Consider the following 18,265-nt stretch of genomic DNA (forward strand, 5'->3'; position numbering starts at 1 on the left):
CGACGACAGCTTCGAGATCAAAAACAAAGGCCGGAACGGCCAAGTCATCATCACGGAGGAAAAGCATGACGGTTCAATTGTTGCATGACTTGGGACGTCGCCTCGTCTCACGTCTTTTATCGATCGCCCTCTCATGCGCCGCGATCGCAATCGCCGCACATCCGGCTTGCGCTGCCGACGAGATCGTCATCGGTGCGTCAATTCCCCTGAGCGGCCCCTTGGCCGGTTTCGGCGGCTTCCAGAAATGGGGCTATAGCCGCGCCGTCGACGAGGTCAACAAGGCCGGCGGCATCACCATCGGCGACAAGAAGCTTCAGGTACGCCTGGTGCTGCGCGACGACAAGACCGATCCCAATGCCACCGCGGCCAATACAGAGAGTCTCTTGTCACGCGACAAGGCGACTGCCCTGCTCGGCTCCTGCACGCCGGCACTGGTGAATGCCGGCGCGCTCGTCGCCGAGCGCAAGAAGATCCCGCTGGTGACGGCCTGCAATCCGCTCGAAGCCTTCAAATCCGTCCGCAAATGGACTTATGTCTGGGATCTGTTCTTCCATGAACCGGAGCTCGCCGGCATGCCGTTCAAGGCGCTGCGCGACCTCAAGCTCGAGACCAACAAAAAGGTCGCGATCTTCCACGACAACGGTCCAGACGGTCAGGTGGTTGGTGGAACACTCTGGCCCAATATGGCCAAGGAAGCCGGCTACGAGGTGGTGCAGAACTCATCCTTTCCCATCGACAACACCCAGTTCACCTCGATCGTTGCAGAGGCCAAGGCGAAGGGCGCCGACGTCGTGCTGGTCGACGCGATCACCCCTCAGGCCGTCTCGATCCGCAAGCAGATCGCGTCCGCAGGTTACGCGCCAAAGCTGCTGGTGATCGAGAAGGGAGCGGAGCCGGTGCAGTTCGCCGAGGCTCTCGGCAAGCTCGCCGACGGCGTCGTGGTCGGTGGCTACTGGGATCCGAGCTTTCCCTATCCCGGCGCCAAGGACTTGGCGGCGGCGTTCGAGAGCGAGACCAAGCTGACCTCGAGCCAGCACATCGCCGACAGCTATGCGGCCGCGCAGGTGCTGCTCGACGCCATCGCTGCCGCGGGTTCGCTGGATCCGGAAAAGATCAACGCGGCGATCACGCGCACCGACAAGACCTACGTCGTCGGACCGATCAAGTTCGACGAGAATCACACATCGAAGCTGCCGCTGGTCATGTTGCAATGGCAGTCCGGCAAGACACCCATCGTCTGGCCGGGTGATCGCTCCAACGGCAAGATCCTGTTCCCGATGCCCTGACCCGGCTCCTCATGGCCTGGGCCCGGTTCGCTGCGGCGGCCGGGCCCAGTTTCTCAGTCTGGAATGGATGCGATGGCCAGTTTCGACGTCATTCTCAATGCGCTGATCTCCGGCGTGCTGCTCGGCGGCATGCTGGCACTGACGGCGCTTGGTCTTTCCATCATTCTGGGCGTGATGCGACTCGTGAATCTCGCCCATGGCGAATTCCTGGTTGCCGGCGCCTATGCCGGGCTGTTTCTGCTGCAATGGACCGGCCTCGATCCACTTGCGGGTCTCATCCTGATCGGCCTCGTGCTGGCGTTGATCGCCTATCCCATCCATCGCTTCCTGCTGGCACCGCTCGCCGACAAGGGGCCGGAAGCATCGATGATGACCACGTTCGGCCTCTCGATCATCCTTCAGAATCTCTTCGTGCTCCTGTTCAGCGCCGACACCCGCGCGATCGAGCGGAGCTATGCCACCGTTCCGCTCGAATTCGGGCCACTCAGCGTGCCGCAGATCTATGTCATCGGCTTCGCGATCTCGGTGACCTTGATCACCATCGTGCATCTTCTGATCACCCGCAGCCGCTTCGGCAGCGACCTTCGGGCCAGCGCCGACCAGCCGCAAGCCGCCGCCATCATCGGCATCAATGTCCGCCGCGTACATGCCCTCACCTTCTGTCTCGGTGCCGCCTGCGCCGGAATCGGCGGCACGCTGATCGGGGTCGCGCTGTCCTTCACGCCGACGAGCGGTGCGGCCTATCTGCTCACGGATTTCGCGGTGATCGTTCTCGGCGGCCTCGGCAACGTCTTCGGCACGCTCGTGGGTGGCCTCGTCCTTGGCGTGCTGCAGAGCCTCGGCGGACTCGCGCTCGGCGACGGCTATCGCGATCTCGTCGCCCTGGTCTTGTTCCTGGCGGTCCTGTCGCTACGGCCACAAGGCATTCTCGGGAGCCGCGCATGACAGCGGTGTCCTCGGTGGAGGCTGATCGAAATGCCTTCATCGACCGGCGCGTGATCGTCAGCGCCACCGCGACCGGGCTGGCTTTTGCGCTGCTTATGGTCGCGCCCGCAGCGCTTTCGACCTATCTCGTCGAAATCGGCTTCAAGCTCCTGCTCTACATCGTGCTGGCGGAAGCATGGAATCTCCTGGCCGGCTACGGGGGGTTGGTCTCGCTCGGAACTTCCTCCTTCTTCGGGCTCGGCGCTTACGTGACCGCGGGGCTGCTCAATCATTTCGGTCTCGGCCTGCCACTCGCCCTCGGCGTGTCGGCACTCGCGGGCATGGTGGTCGCGCTCGTCATGTCGCGCGGCCTGTTTCGCCTGCGCGGCCTCTATTTCACGGTTGGCACGTTGGCGCTTGCGGAAGCGCTGCGGCTGTTTGTGGTCAACGTCCCCTGGTTCGGCGGCGCCACCGGCCTGTTCGTGACCGTCGATCTTCCGGACACGCCGGAGCTGTTCCGCTATGCAGCCGGCCTGCTCGCCCTGACCACCGCCGTGATGATGCTTGCGACCGGTTCACGCTTCTCGGTCCTGCTTCGTGCCGTGCGCGATGACGAAGACGCGGCAAGCCAGGTCGGCGTGCGTGCCTTCCGGGTAAAGCTCATCGCCTTTCTCGCGGCGAGCGCGCTGGTCGCAATGGCAGGTGGTCTTCAGGCAGCCAAACTGGGCGCCATTGAGCCCTATGGCAGCTTCGGTCTGCAATGGTCCGTCGATCCGCTCGCCATCGTCATCATCGGAGGGCTCGGCCTGCGATTCGGCGCGCTGGTCGGCGGTGTCTTCTTCGTGGTCATCGGCGAGTTGCTCGCCGACTATCCTGAACTCCATGTCGCGATCACGGGCGTCATCCTGATTCTTCTCATCCGCTTCGCGCCACGCGGTCTATGCGGACTTGCGCAAGCGCTGCTCAAGCGACGTTCCGGTGCGCACATGACGAGGGAGCCCGGACTGTGATCGACGCCCCATCTCCCCAGGCCCTGCTTGATGCCACGGCTCTCGGCAAGCGCTACGGCGGCGTCATCGCCAATGACGGCATCGATATCCGACTGGATCAAGGTCAAGCCCTTGGCGTGATCGGTCCGAACGGTGCCGGCAAGTCGACCCTGGTCGGCCTCCTCGGGGGCGCCATCACCCCGAGCACCGGGACCATCCGCTTCGAAGGACACGACATCACCGCGTTTCCCGCTTCCGAACGGGCGCGGCGCGGGATCGGACGGACATACCAGATCCCACGACCATTCCTCGACATGACGGTCGCGGAGAACCTCGCGGTCGGCCAATTCTCGATTTCCCCTTTCGTGTCGGCCAGCGTTGCCAGGGCGGAGCGACAACACATCCTGGAACGCTGTGGCCTCGCCGATGCGGCGAATGTCAGGGCAAAGGACCTGCCGCTGTTGCGGCGCAAGCGCCTCGAGATGGCACGGGCGCTTGCACTCAAGCCCAAGCTTCTTCTGCTTGACGAGGTCGGGGCCGGCCTCATCGATAGTGAAGTCACCGAGTTGATCGCGCTGATCAGTTCGCTCCAGGACGGGACGCGAGCCATCATCATCATCGAGCACGTCATTCGTATCGTGAAGGAGTGCTGTGAGGACCTGATGGTCATCAACTTCGGTAAAGTCCTGACCAAGGGACGCACGGCGGACGTGCTGGCCAGCGACGAGGTTGGTGCGATCTATCTCGGCACCAGCCATGGCAGCACCGCGCGCCCGGCGCAGGCGACGGCCCCAGTCGCCACTCCAACGGCCTCCCCGGCGCCGTCGCCATTGCTCACCCTCGAGAACGTCTCGGCGGGCTATGGCCAGGCCCGCGTCCTTCACGATCTGAGCCTGTCGGTGATGCCCGGTCAGGTGGTCGGCATTCTCGGCACCAATGGCGCCGGCAAGACCACGCTCGCCCATGTGATCAGTCGCGCCTTGCCGATCACCGCGGGCAGAATCCAGTTCGACGGCGAGGACATCACGGACCGGCCCGCCCATGCCGTCGCGGCGCGCGGCATCGCCCATTGCATGGAGGGGCGCCGAATCTTCGCGTCCCTCTCGGTTGAGGAGAACCTGCTGGTGGCCGCGCGCGACGTCAGCGTTGGAGAGCGCAACCGACGCCTCGAACGGGTCTATGCACTCTTCCCGATTCTGGCCGAGCGGCGCCGCGCGGGCGGCACGTCCATGTCCGGCGGCCAGCAGCAGGCGCTGGCCATCGGCCGCGCACTCATGGCCGGGCCCCGCCTCGTCATATTCGATGAGATCAGCCTCGGCCTTGCGCCCGTCATGATGGACCGGCTTTACGAAGCGCTCGCCGAACTCAAACGCGAGGGGTTGACGATGCTGGTCGTGGAGCAGGACGTGGAGCGCGCGCTCGACCTCGCCGACGTCGCCCACATCATCAACAAGGGCCGGATCACCCTGTCGGGCCCGGCCGCGACCGTGCGCGCCGACGAACGCCTGCGCCATCTTTATTTCGGCACCGAAGAATAACCGGAAAGCTTGGGGAGAACCGCGTGAAGCGCATCGCGATCGAGGAAGCATTCGTCACTGCCGACATTGCGGCGGAATGGAAGAAGGTTCTTGCACGGGCCGACGTCGAACCGGGCTTCGCCAAGATGGGCGAAAGCATTCTTGCCGAAACGCCCGGCAACGCACTCCTGCATTCTCGGCTGCTCGATATCGGCAAGGGGCGCATTGCGCATATGGACGAGGTCGGCATCGACATGCAGGTGCTGTCACTGACCTCGCCCGGCGTGCAGGTCTTCACCTCGGAGCTCGCCACCCGCCTCGCCGCTGACGCGAACGACGCCTTGGCCGACGCAGTGTGCTCCGCGCCGACCCGCTTCGCAGGGCTCGGCGCGATCGCGCCGCAGAACCCCGAGGCCGCCGCCCGCGAGATCGAACGGATCAAGACGCTCGGGCTCTGCGGCTTGATCGTCAATTCCCACACCTTCGGCGAATATCTCGATGCGCCCCACTATGCGCCGATCTTCGAGGCGATGGAGGCGACCGGCCTGCCGATGTATCTGCACCCGCGCGAGCCGGCCCCGAGCCTGGTCACACCCTTCCTCGACTATGGCCTTTATTTCGCCGGCTGGGGCTTTGCCGTAGAGACCGGCCTTCACGCCATGCGCCTGATCATGTCCGGCACGTTTGCGCGCTTCCCGAAGCTGAAGGTCATCCTGGGCCATATGGGCGAAGGAATTCCGTTCTGGCTGCAACGCATCGACAACCGCTATCTGCTGCAGGTCAAGATCGGCGCCGTCGCCAGACTGCCACGCCTGCCGAGCGAGTATTTCCTCGACAATTTCGTTATCACCACGGCCGGAGTCACGTCCATGCCGGCGCTTCGACTCAGCATCGACGTTCTCGGCGCCGAGCGCATCCTGTTCGCCGCCGACTATCCTTATGAGGACGATGCCGAGGCGGCTCGCTTCCTCGATGGGGCCGCGCTGACACCGCGCGAACGCGATCTGATTTCGCACGAGAATGCCGAACGGTTGCTCGGGCTCCCCCGATCGTGACCAATCGCGTCGATCGCATTTCGTCGTTGCCCATTCATTCACGGACCCAGCAGTCGGGGTAGCCAAAGAGCCAGATCAGGAAATACGGTCAGCAATACGAGGATGAGGAAGTCGGCGACGAGGAATGGAACGACTCCACGATAGATCGTGCTCATTCTGATCTCTGGCGCTTGCGCATGCAGCATGAAGACAATGATCCCGAACGGCGGATGGATCAGCGCCAGTTCGGCCTCGATCACGTTCATCACGCCCCACCAGACCGGATCGTAGCCCGCGTGCACGACGATGGGCAGCACAAACGGCAACGTGATCATGATCGCCGATAGTTCCTCGAAGATCGTGCCAAGCACGATGTAGGCGGCGAGAAGGATCGCGATCACCCCGATCGGGGAGAGATGCAGGCCATCGATGAAAGCGAGCAATGCCTCGGGGATATGGGCGAGCGTGATGAAATAGCTGAAGACCGACGCGCCGATCAGGATCATGTACAGCATGACCGCCGTCCCGGCCGTGGTGTACAGTGACCGCATGAACGTTGGCCAGCTCAGGCGACGGCGCGTGATCGCGAAGGCGAGCGCCAGAACCGCCGCCACTGCAGCGGCCTCGTTCACCGTGAAGACCCCGCTGTAGAGGCCGCCGAAGACGGATGCGAGGAGAACCATCGCCGGCCCGGCGCGGCGCAAAGCGGCGAGCTTCTCCTCGCGACTCACACGCGGAGCGACCGGGGCCAACTTGGGATTGGAGTGTACCGTCGCCGCGACGGCCACCATGTTGAATACGATCGTGAGCAGCGCCGGAACGGCGGCGGCGAGGAACAGATCGAAGATGAAGGTCTTCGCCTGGACGCTGTAGAGGATCATGAGAAGCGACGGTGGAATCAGCGACTTCAGCGTACCTCCCGCGGCAATCGCACCCGTGGCGAAACTCGCAGCATAGCCGCGCTTCAACATCGCGGGCAAAGCGATGCGGCCGAACGTCGCGGCCGTGGCGGTTGTCGAACCGCAGATGGAGCCGAAGGCGGCGGATCCGAGAATCGTCGCATAGGCAAGCCCGCCGCGCCGATGTCCAAACAAGGCGCTGGCAAGAACGTAGATGTCCTCGGAGAAGCCAGCCTCATTTGCGAACGCTCCCATCAACAAGAAGAGCGGCGTAGTCGCCATGTCGATGCTGCCGAGCAGCCGCACGGGTTCGGTTGCAAGGAAGGTCAGGGCCGGCGCCCATCCGGCCTGGAGGGCAAATCCGACCACGCCAACGAGCATCATCGCAAACGCCACCGGAACCGAGAGCAGGATCAGGAGGAAGAGCGCGAGGAGACCGACAAGACCAATGGCGAGTGGGCTCATGCCGCGTGTCCGTCAACCGGTCAGTGGACGGATGGAGCCGCACGCGGCGGCACGCCGGCGAAAGCACGCCGGATGCCGTCAACGACAATCACGACTTGAATCGCGGCCGCAACAGCCAGGACGAAGGCGACATAGTACCAGACGGGAGCGGTCGGAATGTCGAGCATGGCCGTGCTGTCGCCGGCGACAGCGGAGTTTCTGGCGTAGATGAACATCTGCCGCGCAACGGCGATGATCACCGCGAGCACCATCACGTCGGCAAATAGCCCCAGCGCCCTGTCCAAGCCAGGCAGCAGAGCCGTGGCGAGATTGATGCGGATGTTCGATTTCTGCCAGAGGGCGATCGGAAAGCAGCTTGCGACAGAGACGGCGACGATGAGGCTGCCGGCATCGTTGACCAGATCGATCGGCATGCTGAGAAGCGACCGGCCGACACCACTGGCCAATGTCAGCGCCGCAAATGCGATGAGGCACAGAAGACCGAGCGCGGCAAAGACTTTCGATATCGTGTCAACGAGGGCAAAGAGGCGCACTGACATGATGACGGGCCTGGTCAGCGCGCCCGGACGGCGTCGAGCTCTGTCCGGAGCGTCTTGATCAGTTCCTCATTGCCGGGCCGCTTGCGGCTCCAATCGGTGACGACGTTCTGGAAGACCTCGTTTGCCGTCTTGAGCTCATCGGGACTGGGTTTGGTAAGCACGCGCGCCTTGTCTGCCGCCAGCTTGTCGTACAGCCCCTTCAGGTAGCTGCCGTACTCATTGGTAAAACGGGCGCCAATCCAATCCATCCCGAACCGGTCCAGCACGGCCTTCGCTTCAGCCGACAGAGAATCGTATTTCGCCTTGTTCATGAGCAATGTCAGTGATGAAACGCCCACCGGAAGCGCGTAATCGTACTTGGTCACGCGGTCGACGCCGAAATCCAGCAGTGGCCCGGGAAACTCGGTCGCGCCATCGATCGTGCCACGACCGATCGCTTCGGTGATCTCGTTCACGGGCATCAGGACCGGAACCGCACCAAGCGCCTTCAGTGTCGCACTCTGGCTCGGATTTGTGCCGCGTAGCTTCCTGCCCTTGATGTCCGCAAGGCTTGCGATCTTGCTTCGAGAATCGATCCAGAACGGCGGAGTGCCCATTGCCGCCAGCACGCGATAGTTCTCGAACCCGCGAAGCGCACCCTTCTTCATCAGATTGATGTAGACTGCGGTGGCTTCTTCCGAGCTGCCAAAGAAGCCGGGAAGATCCATCAGTTCGTTGTCCGGAAAGCGTCCCGGTGTCACACCAGGGATCACGAAAGCGATGTCGGCAACGCCGTCGAGCACCAATTGTGGCTGCTCCGGAAGTGCGCGTCCGAGCGCGCCGTTCGGAAACGGATCGATCTGCAGGACGCCCTGACCGGCGGAATTGACGGCATCTGCCCACGGCTTGATGACGGTAACCCACGTCATCTCGGTGTCGGCGGAGAACATCGCCAGTTTGAGGTGCACGGGCTCCGCATGTGCCGACGTGGCCGCCAGCATCGTGCAGGCTTGAAGGAAGCGGAGCAGCCATTTGGGCATTGCTCGCGTGCTGGACATGCCGACCTCCCGTTGACCCGTATTACGGTACATTTGTATTGCTTTGTGGACACCCTATGTGTCAGTTTCGGAGAGGTCAAGAGTCAGCCAGGGTGCGGAGGCCGCGCAGTGCCAACGATCGTCGAGCACAAGACCCCATCATCGAACAGTCGACCGTACATTCTGACCTTCGGGCCAGATGGCGGGCTCTGGTTCTGCGAAAGTGGAACGGGAAAAATCGGCCGGCTCGACATCATGACCGGGCGCTTTCGCGAGATCGCGCTGCCTTCCTCGGATTGCCAGCCAGTGGGCATCATCACCGGTCCCGACGGCAATCTCTGGTTCACCGAATATGCCGGTCACAAGGTTGGTCGGCTGACCGTGGACGGCGCTCTCAGGGAATTCGACCTTCCGACACCTGCAGCAGGACCGAACGGGATCATCGACGGCCCCGATGGCAACGTCTGGTTCTCGGAGGCTGACGTATCCCAAATCGCCTCGATCAAGCCGGACGGTACCGTCACTGAAATGCGCGACGGAATTCCATCCGAGAGCCGGCCGCTGGCATTGGCCGTGCGTGGCAGCGAGATCTGGTTCACGCTCGCCTCCGGCAGCGGCATCGGATGCCGCCGCCCCGACGGCTCTGTGCATGTGATCGAGACACCTTCGCGCAACAGCCAGCCGCGAGCGCTGACGATTCATCCGAACGGCGATCTGTGGTTCGTGCTGACCGATGCCAACGCGCTTGCACGCGTCGACCCAGATGGAAACATCAGTGAGCATCGCGTGCCGACCGCCAACGCTTCGTTGCGCGGCGTTACCCCCGGCGCCGACGGCGATCTCTGGTTCACGGAGAATGCCGCCAACAAGATCGGCCGGATGAGGACCGATGGGACCGTGGTCGGCGAGTACGACATCCCGACACCCGGCAGTGGCGCTCGCGCCATCGTTGGCGCTCCCGACGGGCGGCTGTTTTTCAGCCAGCACGATATCGGATGCATCGGCGAAGTGCGTCCATAAGCAAGACGGAGATCACCATGCCGATCAAGACGACCGTCGTCCCCTATCACGTCGGCGAGGCCCCATACGAGGGCGTTCTCGTGGGAAGCGCGAATCCGGCCGAGCCACTCGCGATCATGGCGCCTGACTGGATGGGCGTCAGTCAGGGCGCGATCATCATGGCGCAGACCATTGCGAGCTGGGGCGCGACGGTTTTTGTCGCTGATATGTATGGCGCAGGCCGACGTCCCAATACGATGGAAGAGGCGCAAGCTCTATCCGACCCGCTGAAGTCCGACCAGGCCGAGGTCCGAATTCGGATCCGCTCGGCGCTGGACGTCGCGCGGACGCAATGCGCCTCTCCCCGACTAGCAGCGATCGGCTTCTGTTTCGGGGGCATGAACGTCCTCGAGCTCGCGCGATCGGGAGCCGATCTGGCCCTCACCGTTTCCATTCATGGCGATCTCCTGACCAGCCGTCCGGCGGATCGAGGAGGCATCAAGGGAGAGGTCATCGTCCTGCACGGAGCCGCGGATCCCGTCTCGCCCAAGCCGCAGCGCGACGCGTTCGAAGCTGAAATGGAAGCGGCCGGCGCAACCTGGATGATGTCGACCTTTGGCAAGGCGGTCCACTCCTTCACCAATCCGGACGCGCGCCTGCAAGGCATCGCGCACTATGATGACTATGCGACGAACTGGACGCTGGCGACCCTGCGCCGCGCTTTGTGCGAGCGCGTTTGATCAGGCCGGCGGAAAGACACAAGCGTCAATCGCGCAGCGGGCCGCATCGGTATTCGCAACTACGCCTCGAGCGCCTTTCGACTGGCGGCCTGCATTGCCTCCCAGAGCTTGCCCGGCGTGACCGGCATGCAGACATCCCGCACGCCAAGCGGACGGACCGCGTCGAGAATCGCATTCACGATGGCCGCAGGCGTTCCCACCGTCCCGGACTCGCCGATGCCTTTGACGCCGAGCGGGTTGGACGTGCTCGGAATTTCGATCAACTTGGTGATCATTGACGGCACGTGGTCGGCACGCGGCAAGCAATAGTCCATGAATGATCCGCTCACGAGTTGCCCGGCCTCGCTATAGACGACCTCCTCGCAGAGCGCTTGCCCAAGCCCTTGCGCGAAACCGCCATGGATCTGTCCCTCGCAGATCATCGGGTTAAGTGCTCGCCCGACATCGTCGACAGAGATGAAACGGTCGATACGAATCTCGCCGGTTTCGCGTGTCACCTCGACCTCACAAACCTGACATCCATTCGGAAAATTGGGTTGTGCGCCGGGCTTTCCGGCCGACGTCCCTTCGCCGTAGAGGCCGAGAGAAAACTTCATGACCGGCCCCGCGGGCAGATAAAAGAAGTTGGCGACCTCGCGCAGCCCCATTGTCGCCTTCGACGAGCGCGACTTGAACAGACCGGACTCGAAATAGATATCGGCCTCCTGCGCCTGCATCAGCACGGCAGCCATTCTCCCCGCCTTCGCGAGCAAGTCCTGTACCGCATTCAGAAGCGCCGTTCCGCCAAGCATTGAACTGCGCGCCGCGAAGGTGCCGCGCCCGATCAAGACCTTGTCGGTGTCGCCCTGGATGAAGCGAATATTCTTGGGATCGATCGACAGCCAATCCGAGACCATCTGGCCGAAAACGGTCGCATGTCCCTGGCCGTGTGAATGGGTCCCGGCGACGATAGTCGCCGTTCCCGATGGATCGAGACGAATCTCCATCCGCTCGTTCATCACGCCGGCAATCTCGATATAGGATGTGACTGAGCGCCCTCTGAGACGCCCATTCCGTTCGCTCTCAGCCTTTCGTGATGCGTAATTCTCCCAATCGGCGAGCTGAACGCATTCGGCGGCGACACGAGCAAACTCACCGGAATCATAGGTGATGCCGGCCGAATTTGCGTGCGGCATCTGATCGGGTCCGACATAGTTGCGCTTGCGGATTTCGTAGGGGTCGAGTCCGAGCTCTGCGGCAACCTCGTCCATCAGCCGTTCCACGACAAAGGCGGCCTCCGGCCGTCCGGCGCCCCGATAGACCGAAAGCGGCGCGACATTCGTGAAGACCGCATGAGTCCTGAGATCGACGGCCGGCACGTGATAGGTGCCCGGGATGAGCTGCATGGAAAAGAACAGCGGCGGCGTCGCAGTACCCCAGAAATAGGCGCCGAGATTGTGATAGCCGCGGACCCGGATCCCGAGAATCCTTCCCTCCGCATTCACTGCCATCTCGGCGTCAGCAGTCTGGCCTCGCCCCTGCGTATCGGTGAGCATGGCTTCGCTGCGCGTTGCAATCCACTTCACGGGCCGTCTGACCTTTCGTGAAGCCCACAGGACGATGGCGTCCTCCGGATGCATATGCGCCTTGAGGCCAAATCCGCCGCCAACATCAGGCGAGATCACACGCAGGCTCGATTCCGGAATCTTCAAGACAACCGACGCCAGAATCCGGCGAAAGCCGTGGGGATCCTGCGAACTCGTGTGGAGGGTGTAGCTATCTTCGCCAACGTTGTAGTCACCGATGCAGCCACGCGGCTCGAGCGAGGCCGGCGCGATGCGGCCGGACGAAAAGCGGCGACTGACGACGCAATGCGCGCTCGCAAAGGCCTTCGCCGTCGCGGCCGCATCACCAAACTGCAAGGCGACTGACAGATTTCCCGTTGGGCATTCATCCCAGAGAATCGGCGCATCGTTCTTCAGCGCCTCCTCCGCGTCGATCACCGCGGCCAGCTCTTCATAGGTCACCTCTACCGCCTCGGCGGCATCGCGCGCCTGCTCTTCCGTTTCGGCAATGACAACCGCAACGCGCTCTCCCACGAACCGAACGCGATCGTGCACCAGGATCGGCCGCAACGTCGCATGTCCCTTGGGTCCGCCCCACACCTCCGGCATAAAGAACGGCGGCACGTCGCCGAGCTGGTCGGCTCTGACATCCGCGCCGGTCAAGACCATCAGAACGCCCGGCATTGCCAGCGCGTTGGAGGTGTCGATGGCCGCGATGCGGGCGTGCGCATGCGGCGAGAGTACGAGCGCTGCATGGCATTGTCGGGCGAGCGTGATATCGCCGACATATCGCCCCTCGCCGGTGATGAAACGCTTATCCTCGACCCGAAGGGCCGGCTTTCCGATCGTCATAGTCCCCTCCCTGCCCGACCGTTTTTTTGTCAGGTGCTTTGGCCTTCAGCAGTGCAAAGCAAATCGCCAACCGCTCCGGCTCTTGAAATCAGGCTCCTGCCAACATCCAAAAACGAACAGCAGCTTCTTCTCACAACCGGAAACGGGGGCAGATTCGTGATAATTCGTTCTGCCGAACACCCCTCAGAATTCCTGGTTGAGGACCGCGAGCGCCTTCTCGACGACTGCGGTCTGGGCCTGCGGCGGCGAACATTCGCGTTCGAGGCGGCTGATCTCGAGCGAGGACTCCACAACCATCTTGCAACGCTGATAACGACGCTCCATGAAGCGCGTCAGCGCTTCGGAAATGTCGGCGCTATTGCCAAGCTCCTCGCCAAGCACCAACCCGTCTTCGATCCCCATTCCGGCTCCCGACGCCAACTGCGGCGTCGTGGCGTGAGCCGCATCGCCGATCAGGAGCGAGTGTCCTCGCACCCATGTCTCCCCGGCAAACACCGTCTCCAGTGGCCGGCAGATGACCTCCGACTGTGGGCTGAGCCCGTCACGCACGTCCTTCAGCACGCCCCCATAGCCTTGCAGCAGCGACCTCAAAATCTCATGCTGGTTGACTTCGTCACGCCACTCGGGCTCGGGCTGCGCTTCGAGGTAGAACATGTACATCCGGTCGGGAGCAACGGGATTCAGTCCGACCTTGGCAGGCCCGCCCAGAAAGAAGGTTCGGCGCGCGATCTCGGGATGACGCGGCATCATCAGGCGCCAGCAATACTGTCCGGCATATTGCGGCGGCAGCGCATTGGGGAACAACTGCTGGCGGGTCTCCGAATAGATGCCGTCTGCTCCGACGACAAGATCGTAGCTTGCGGCACCGCCGTTGCTGAATTGAGCGGTCGTCCGGTCGCCATCGACCACCAAACTATCAACGCTGATGCCGAGCATGATTTCGGGTCGCAGCGCCAAGAGCCGGCGCGACATGATCTTGTGCAGGGTGGGACGCAGGATCCCGCCGGCACTCGGAAGGCCAGCAAGCGCGTCATCGCGCGTATCGATGGCGAACATAAGCTCGCCGCCGGCCGAGCAGATATCGATCCCATCGGCGGCATAGCCCTCTTTGAGGACATCGTCGAGAATGCCGAGCTTACCCATGGCCCTCAGCGTCGGACCGGTGATGGTGATGCCGGCGCCGTAAACCTTCCATTGCGGATCGCGCTCGCAAAGATCGACGGCCCAGCCGATCGAACGCATAGCGATGGCCGCGGACATTCCCGCTATTCCGCCTCCGATGACGAGCGCCTTCCGGGAACTAGCCATGTGCCGGACTCGTCTTTTTCCCGGAGGTCGGCGCGAAATGGCCAATTCCTATTCCGGTGTACCAGTCGTTGACGGCGCGATAATAGGCGCGCCTGAACGGCAGATTGCCGGCAGCGCCCATGGCCGCCATCCACATGCGGATCTCTTCGGCACCGTTTCCGGCCGTGTGGACCTGCTCAGTGGCGTATTGCACGACCCGATTCGGATCTCCGTCTTCCATCAACTGCAAAAGGGTCTCGTCAAACTCGCGGTTGACCATGCCCATCCGCGGCGTCGCAATGTCGTGACTAATGCCGCCGGTCGCCAGAATGGCGACACGTTGGACACCGGGGTAATCGCGAATGGCCTGCCCCAGGAATTTCCCGAATTGATAGCAGCGACGCATCGTCGGCATCGGCGGCTGCACGCAATTGAACAGGATAGGGACGATGGGGAGCGCGGGATCGAGCCCCGCAAGTTCCAGCGGCGTCAATGAGCCGTGATCGAGCACCATTTCCATTGAGAATGCGGGATCGAAATCGGCGTTCAGCGCGGCCTGGAGCAGATAGGCCCCAAAGGCCTGATCCCCCGTGAAGACGCGTCGCTTGGCTTTCAACCAATGCTCGATCGGGCTTTCATAGTTCTCCGCGACGCCGATGCAGAGCGCTGGAAAATTGTTGAGAAAGAAGTTGTGCAGGTGATCGTTCGACAGAACGACGAGAACGTCGGGTTGACCTGCTTCGAAATCGCGGCCCATCGCCTCGTATGCGCCGAATATCTCATTGCGCAATGCCGCCGGGATCCGCTCGGGGAAATTCAGCATCACCGGCGTGTGGCTCGCGGTGTAGATGCCAGTCAGCTCAGCCATTTGTCGTCGCCTTCTTTCATGAGCGTGCGCAGGGCTGCGAGCGACACATCCTCCGGGATGCGAACGCCGATGCAATGCGCTCTGAGCAGATACGGATTGACGCCGGCCTCGTAGAGGCCCGCCACGTCGTTGTTGCTGATCTTCGCGGCCATTTCCGCGGTCAATTTGAAACGGGCGAGATACGCGACCTTGTCCCTGTTATAGGCGGCCAGGTCATCAGCATTGTGGTGAAGTTGATAGAGGACCTTGTCCAGAAGGTAGGCCTCCGTGGTGGGCATCATATGTCGCCAGTTGCTCACGCCGCGCGCCTTCTATTTGAGTTGATTTGCCACCCACGCGACGATCGTGGGCACCGTGTGAGGGCCAAAGCCCATATGGCCGCCGGGAAACAGACGGACCGTCTTCGGACTGCCGTGCTCGAGCAGAAGGTGAATGTCGGCGATCGGGCATTGCTTGTCGTCCTTGCCGTTGACCAGCAACAAGGGCGCGCTCGGTTTCGCCAACAATCCCTGGTCGAGCAGCGACAGGACGCGGAAACCCTCGGCATATTCGGCGTCATTGGTGGCGCCAAGCATGCGGCTGCGGGTCTCGACCAGCTCCATCAGATAGCTATCCGGATAGCGCGACTGTTCGATCCAGTCGCGCTGAAACATGTAATGAATCCCGCCGCCCCAATTGACGGCGCAGCGCAACGCTTCCGGCATCTGATGCGCAAGCTTTGTCGCCCAGTGACCGCCGAACGAGCGCCCCAGAAGTGCCATCCGAGTGCCGTCGATGTCGGAATGACGGCGTGCCCATTCGATCACCGGCAGGAACTGGATCTCACCGTTCTGCCGCGCCTTGATCGGTGACTGCCCCGTTCCGACATTATCCATCGCGATCGTGGCAATGCCGGCCGCGATGAGCGTGTTGGACAGCTCGGTCATCTCCTCTTTCCAGGCATCGACACCGCCCCACATGATCATTACCGGCGGCCGCGCTACATGGCTCGGCTTGCGAAAGTAGAAGGTAATCTCCGATGACAGCGCGTCAGGCGCGCTAAATGGTATCGTGACCGGCACGATCGGCGGGTCAGCCAGCGCGCCAAACTTCTGATAGGCTTTCAGCTCGAGCGCATAGCTGGCTTCCTTGGCTGGGTGATTGGGGCACGGGAAGCGGCCGAGAAAATAGAATCCATAGGCCTGGTAATAGGCGTCACGTGCGGCCTTGCGGTCGCCTGCCGCCTCATATTCAGAGGCTTTGTCAAAAAAGCTGTTGCCGGTTGCGACCCATGCAGCCGCCCATCTCTCGCCATCGAGACCCTCGAGCCGAGCGATGGTCTGTAGGGTGGCGTCGGGATCCGTCAGGCCGAGCGGGTGAACGCGCTTCGCCAGGCGATCCCGCATCCAGGCTTTGGCGTTGTCGAGCGAACGAGGTCCGGATAGCTCGCCCGCCACTGCTTGAACCGTCAATGTCACACTCCTCCCACCGGGCGTTACCAGCGCGTTCGAGCCACCTGCTGTTGAAGCGACCGGTGATCCGGTCCTCAACACTCCGGTACAAACGCCGCGCGATTAAAATTGATCATGTTCAATAATAACGCAACGAAAAACGGTGTCAATCTTGAGCATAGTCACTTTCCTGCGGCGGTCCGTCTCAGGATGAGCGCCTCTGGACGAGGCGAGAGACCGTGCATGACCACACGGATCTGCCGCCCCACCTGGACCATGGCCCCTTCAATGTCCGGATTGTCAGTCGCGAGCCACCGACGCAAATGGACCTGATAGAGGGCAAAAATGGTCTCGGTGACGCAGTCGATGCCTTCTGCCGAATGAATCACCTTGTCGTCGATGGCCTTGGCCACGAGTTCCCGTAGCAGCCTTGCCAGTCGCTCGCGCGTTTTGATGAACCGCTCCGCCTGCTTGCCCGACTCGTAAAAGAACATTTCGCGAAGTGCTGCTCGCGATACGACGGGTGTCTTCGCAAAGTACCTGTAGTGAATGCGCAAGACGACGAGAAGACTTTCGAGCAACGAAAAACCGTTGCTCTCAAGCTCGCGGCGGGCCTCATCCACACAAGCTTCAAGCTCATCGTTGATGATCAGAAACAACAGGTCCCGTTTCGTTTCGGCGTAGACGAACACGGTGCCCAACCCCACCCCGGCACGGGTCGCAATTTCGCGGGTTGTCGTATCGTCGTATCCCTTCCGCGTGAAGAGATTGACGGCCGCGGCCTTGATGCGGCGCAGCTTTTCCTCCTTGTTGAGCTCTCGTCGCCCCTTTTCCGCTTTCACCTGTGCCTCCGAAGGAATCCCCAGACACATATATTCACGGATGGAGGCCATGGCGAGGGGCCATGAGGATCTCGCCCCAGCGGGCTGAGGCCGACCCTCTCTTGTACGGCCCAGTGCCCCCCGGGGGCTTTGCCGACGAGCCGGTCCTAGGCCCGACGCTTTGCGATTCGCTTTAGCTCTCGCCGAAGGCTGTCAACGGGTCCGGCGTCTTTGCCACGGCGCGCTGGCGGAATTGCCCTCCGTGAATCGCGTGATGCCGAACCCGATGGGCGGACGGCGATAGCCCGGCAACGTATGATCGAGGCCCCAAATTGCCTGATAGGTGTCGATGCAACGGACACGCCGTTGAAGCGCGACGAAAACAACGACGCAGGTCAGCCACCACAGGGCGATCGCGAGCCACATCCATCGCGGCGCGTCCGCCGCCTGAAGGCCCGTCGCAATCGTCGTGATCGCGACGGGAATAAGGACGTAGCCCAATCCCTTATGCGTATACTCGAAGATGACACGCCGATTGGTCATGCTGAAATGGTCGCCGGGCCATTGCTCCACCGGCTTTGGCTGTCGAGTAAAGGGATTGATGGGCCCTCCATGCGTGCCTCGCAGCAATGCGCCAACGAGCTGAAGCAACCCGAGAATGACGACAAGCCACCCAAGCGAAGTGTGGAAACTCCGCCATGGCGCAAAGCTGCCGCCGCCGCCCAGAATGACGAAACCCGCGCCAATGAGCGTTACGGCGACGAGTGCGTAGCCGAGCCGCCGATGCGTGAGGAACCAGAATGGATTATCGAGTTCGCCCGGCCATCGTTGACGAGGTGTGACCTTGAAGAATCGCGCAACGATGATGGCGGCCGGCATCAAGATGGCCCAGGCGAACACCATCAGCCGACCATGCCATGCAGCGGTCGTGGCGATGGAATGCTCGGCCGCTCCGCTGATCGGCGTGAGAAGCCACTCGATGCCGCTCGCATGGCTGGCCGGTGTCAGCGCAAAGGCCGCAACGACGCCAGCCAGCCAAAGGTAAATAACCACCG

17 protein-coding genes are annotated in these 18,265 nt (G+C 62.3%); 7 read left to right on the top strand and 10 right to left on the bottom strand.

Going from position 1 to position 18,265, the window contains the following annotated elements; translation table 11 throughout:
• The first annotated feature begins 65 nt into the window (after positions 1-65).
• The 5 genes from ACV1FX_RS29130 (at position 66) to ACV1FX_RS29150 (ending at position 5,771) form a co-directional block, all read left to right on the top strand.
• Entirely contained in the window at positions 66-1,286 is a 1,221-nt protein-coding gene (locus ACV1FX_RS29130) for an amino acid ABC transporter substrate-binding protein (RefSeq protein ID WP_473121006.1), read from the top strand.
• Between the two features lie 72 nt (positions 1,287-1,358).
• Entirely contained in the window at positions 1,359-2,231 is an 873-nt protein-coding gene (locus tag ACV1FX_RS29135) for a branched-chain amino acid ABC transporter permease (RefSeq protein WP_473121007.1), read from the top strand.
• The gene (locus ACV1FX_RS29140) at positions 2,228-3,220 is read left to right on the top strand and encodes a branched-chain amino acid ABC transporter permease (protein WP_473121008.1); all 993 of its coding nucleotides are present in this window, start codon (positions 2,228-2,230) and stop codon (positions 3,218-3,220) included. Before ACV1FX_RS29135 ends, ACV1FX_RS29140 begins: the two co-directional genes overlap by 4 nt.
• Positions 3,217-4,737, top strand: a complete 1,521-nt coding sequence (locus ACV1FX_RS29145) for an ATP-binding cassette domain-containing protein (RefSeq protein WP_473121009.1) — start codon at positions 3,217-3,219, stop codon at positions 4,735-4,737. The genes ACV1FX_RS29140 and ACV1FX_RS29145 overlap by 4 nt, the downstream gene beginning before the upstream one ends.
• Before the next feature lie 23 nt (positions 4,738-4,760).
• Positions 4,761-5,771, top strand: a complete 1,011-nt coding sequence (locus ACV1FX_RS29150; protein ID WP_473121010.1) for an amidohydrolase family protein — start codon at positions 4,761-4,763, stop codon at positions 5,769-5,771.
• A gap of 38 nt (positions 5,772-5,809) precedes the next feature.
• On the opposite strand, the gene ACV1FX_RS29155 is transcribed toward ACV1FX_RS29150, so the two are convergent.
• From ACV1FX_RS29155 to dctP, 3 genes are read right to left on the bottom strand one after another with little or no spacing between them, the layout of a single operon-like run.
• Entirely contained in the window at positions 5,810-7,114 is a 1,305-nt protein-coding gene (locus ACV1FX_RS29155; protein WP_473121011.1) for a TRAP transporter large permease, read from the bottom strand.
• A 20-nt stretch (positions 7,115-7,134) separates the two neighbouring features.
• The gene (locus ACV1FX_RS29160) at positions 7,135-7,653 is read right to left on the bottom strand and encodes a TRAP transporter small permease (RefSeq protein ID WP_473121012.1); all 519 of its coding nucleotides are present in this window, start codon (positions 7,651-7,653) and stop codon (positions 7,135-7,137) included.
• Positions 7,654-7,667: 14 nt separating this feature from the next.
• A complete protein-coding gene (dctP, locus tag ACV1FX_RS29165; protein ID WP_473121013.1) occupies positions 7,668-8,690 on the bottom strand; it encodes a TRAP transporter substrate-binding protein DctP in 1,023 nt (340 codons plus the stop codon).
• A gap of 108 nt (positions 8,691-8,798) precedes the next feature.
• Between dctP and ACV1FX_RS29170 the strand changes: the two genes are divergently transcribed.
• Together ACV1FX_RS29170 and ACV1FX_RS29175 are read left to right on the top strand one after the other, a co-directional pair.
• Positions 8,799-9,689: a Vgb family protein gene (locus tag ACV1FX_RS29170; RefSeq protein WP_473121014.1), complete on the top strand. Its 891-nt coding sequence runs from the start codon at positions 8,799-8,801 to the stop codon at positions 9,687-9,689.
• Between the two features lie 17 nt (positions 9,690-9,706).
• Positions 9,707-10,408 carry a dienelactone hydrolase family protein gene (locus tag ACV1FX_RS29175; protein ID WP_473121015.1) on the top strand — a complete coding sequence of 234 codons (702 nt, stop codon included), beginning with the start codon at positions 9,707-9,709 and terminating at the stop codon, positions 10,406-10,408.
• 59 nt (positions 10,409-10,467) lie between these two features.
• Here the strand turns inward: ACV1FX_RS29175 and ACV1FX_RS29180 are convergent, their stop codons facing one another.
• From ACV1FX_RS29180 to ACV1FX_RS29210, 7 genes are all read right to left on the bottom strand, one after another.
• Complete coding sequence (locus ACV1FX_RS29180) at positions 10,468-12,804, bottom strand: xanthine dehydrogenase family protein molybdopterin-binding subunit (protein WP_473121016.1); 2,337 nt, start codon at positions 12,802-12,804, stop codon at positions 10,468-10,470.
• Between the two features lie 183 nt (positions 12,805-12,987).
• Positions 12,988-14,112 carry an FAD-dependent monooxygenase gene (locus ACV1FX_RS29185; protein ID WP_473121017.1) on the bottom strand — a complete coding sequence of 375 codons (1,125 nt, stop codon included), beginning with the start codon at positions 14,110-14,112 and terminating at the stop codon, positions 12,988-12,990.
• Positions 14,105-14,959 (bottom strand): DODA-type extradiol aromatic ring-opening family dioxygenase, encoded by an 855-nt coding sequence (locus tag ACV1FX_RS29190; protein ID WP_473121018.1) that lies wholly within the window; start codon positions 14,957-14,959, stop codon positions 14,105-14,107. Before ACV1FX_RS29190 ends, ACV1FX_RS29185 begins: the two co-directional genes overlap by 8 nt.
• A complete protein-coding gene (locus tag ACV1FX_RS29195) occupies positions 14,947-15,237 on the bottom strand; it encodes a subunit of meta cleavage enzyme (protein ID WP_473121019.1) in 291 nt (96 codons plus the stop codon). The genes ACV1FX_RS29190 and ACV1FX_RS29195 overlap by 13 nt, the downstream gene beginning before the upstream one ends.
• Before the next feature lie 33 nt (positions 15,238-15,270).
• Positions 15,271-16,410, bottom strand: a complete 1,140-nt coding sequence (locus tag ACV1FX_RS29200; RefSeq protein WP_473121020.1) for an alpha/beta hydrolase family protein — start codon at positions 16,408-16,410, stop codon at positions 15,271-15,273.
• A gap of 161 nt (positions 16,411-16,571) precedes the next feature.
• Positions 16,572-17,231, bottom strand: a complete 660-nt coding sequence (locus ACV1FX_RS29205; protein WP_473121021.1) for a TetR/AcrR family transcriptional regulator — start codon at positions 17,229-17,231, stop codon at positions 16,572-16,574.
• A 192-nt stretch (positions 17,232-17,423) separates the two neighbouring features.
• On the bottom strand, positions 17,424-18,263 hold the full coding sequence (locus ACV1FX_RS29210) for a cytochrome b561 domain-containing protein (protein ID WP_473121022.1): 840 nt from the start codon (positions 18,261-18,263) through the stop codon (positions 17,424-17,426).
• Between the last annotated feature and the right edge of the window lie 2 nt (positions 18,264-18,265).

This window comes from Bradyrhizobium ingae, assembly GCF_055791185.1.

Coding starts and splice junctions, on each gene's coding strand:
- ACV1FX_RS29130 (WP_473121006.1), top strand. CDS start 66: ATGACGGTTCAATTGTTGCATGACTTGGGACGTCGCCTCGTCTCACGT.
- ACV1FX_RS29135 (WP_473121007.1), top strand. CDS start 1,359: ATGGCCAGTTTCGACGTCATTCTCAATGCGCTGATCTCCGGCGTGCTG.
- ACV1FX_RS29140 (WP_473121008.1), top strand. CDS start 2,228: ATGACAGCGGTGTCCTCGGTGGAGGCTGATCGAAATGCCTTCATCGAC.
- ACV1FX_RS29155 (WP_473121011.1), bottom strand. CDS start 7,114: ATGAGCCCACTCGCCATTGGTCTTGTCGGTCTCCTCGCGCTCTTCCTC.
- ACV1FX_RS29160 (WP_473121012.1), bottom strand. CDS start 7,653: ATGTCAGTGCGCCTCTTTGCCCTCGTTGACACGATATCGAAAGTCTTT.
- dctP (WP_473121013.1), bottom strand. CDS start 8,690: ATGTCCAGCACGCGAGCAATGCCCAAATGGCTGCTCCGCTTCCTTCAA.
- ACV1FX_RS29175 (WP_473121015.1), top strand. CDS start 9,707: ATGCCGATCAAGACGACCGTCGTCCCCTATCACGTCGGCGAGGCCCCA.
- ACV1FX_RS29180 (WP_473121016.1), bottom strand. CDS start 12,804: ATGACGATCGGAAAGCCGGCCCTTCGGGTCGAGGATAAGCGTTTCATC.
- ACV1FX_RS29185 (WP_473121017.1), bottom strand. CDS start 14,112: ATGGCTAGTTCCCGGAAGGCGCTCGTCATCGGAGGCGGAATAGCGGGA.
- ACV1FX_RS29190 (WP_473121018.1), bottom strand. CDS start 14,959: ATGGCTGAGCTGACTGGCATCTACACCGCGAGCCACACGCCGGTGATG.
- ACV1FX_RS29195 (WP_473121019.1), bottom strand. CDS start 15,237: ATGCCCACCACGGAGGCCTACCTTCTGGACAAGGTCCTCTATCAACTT.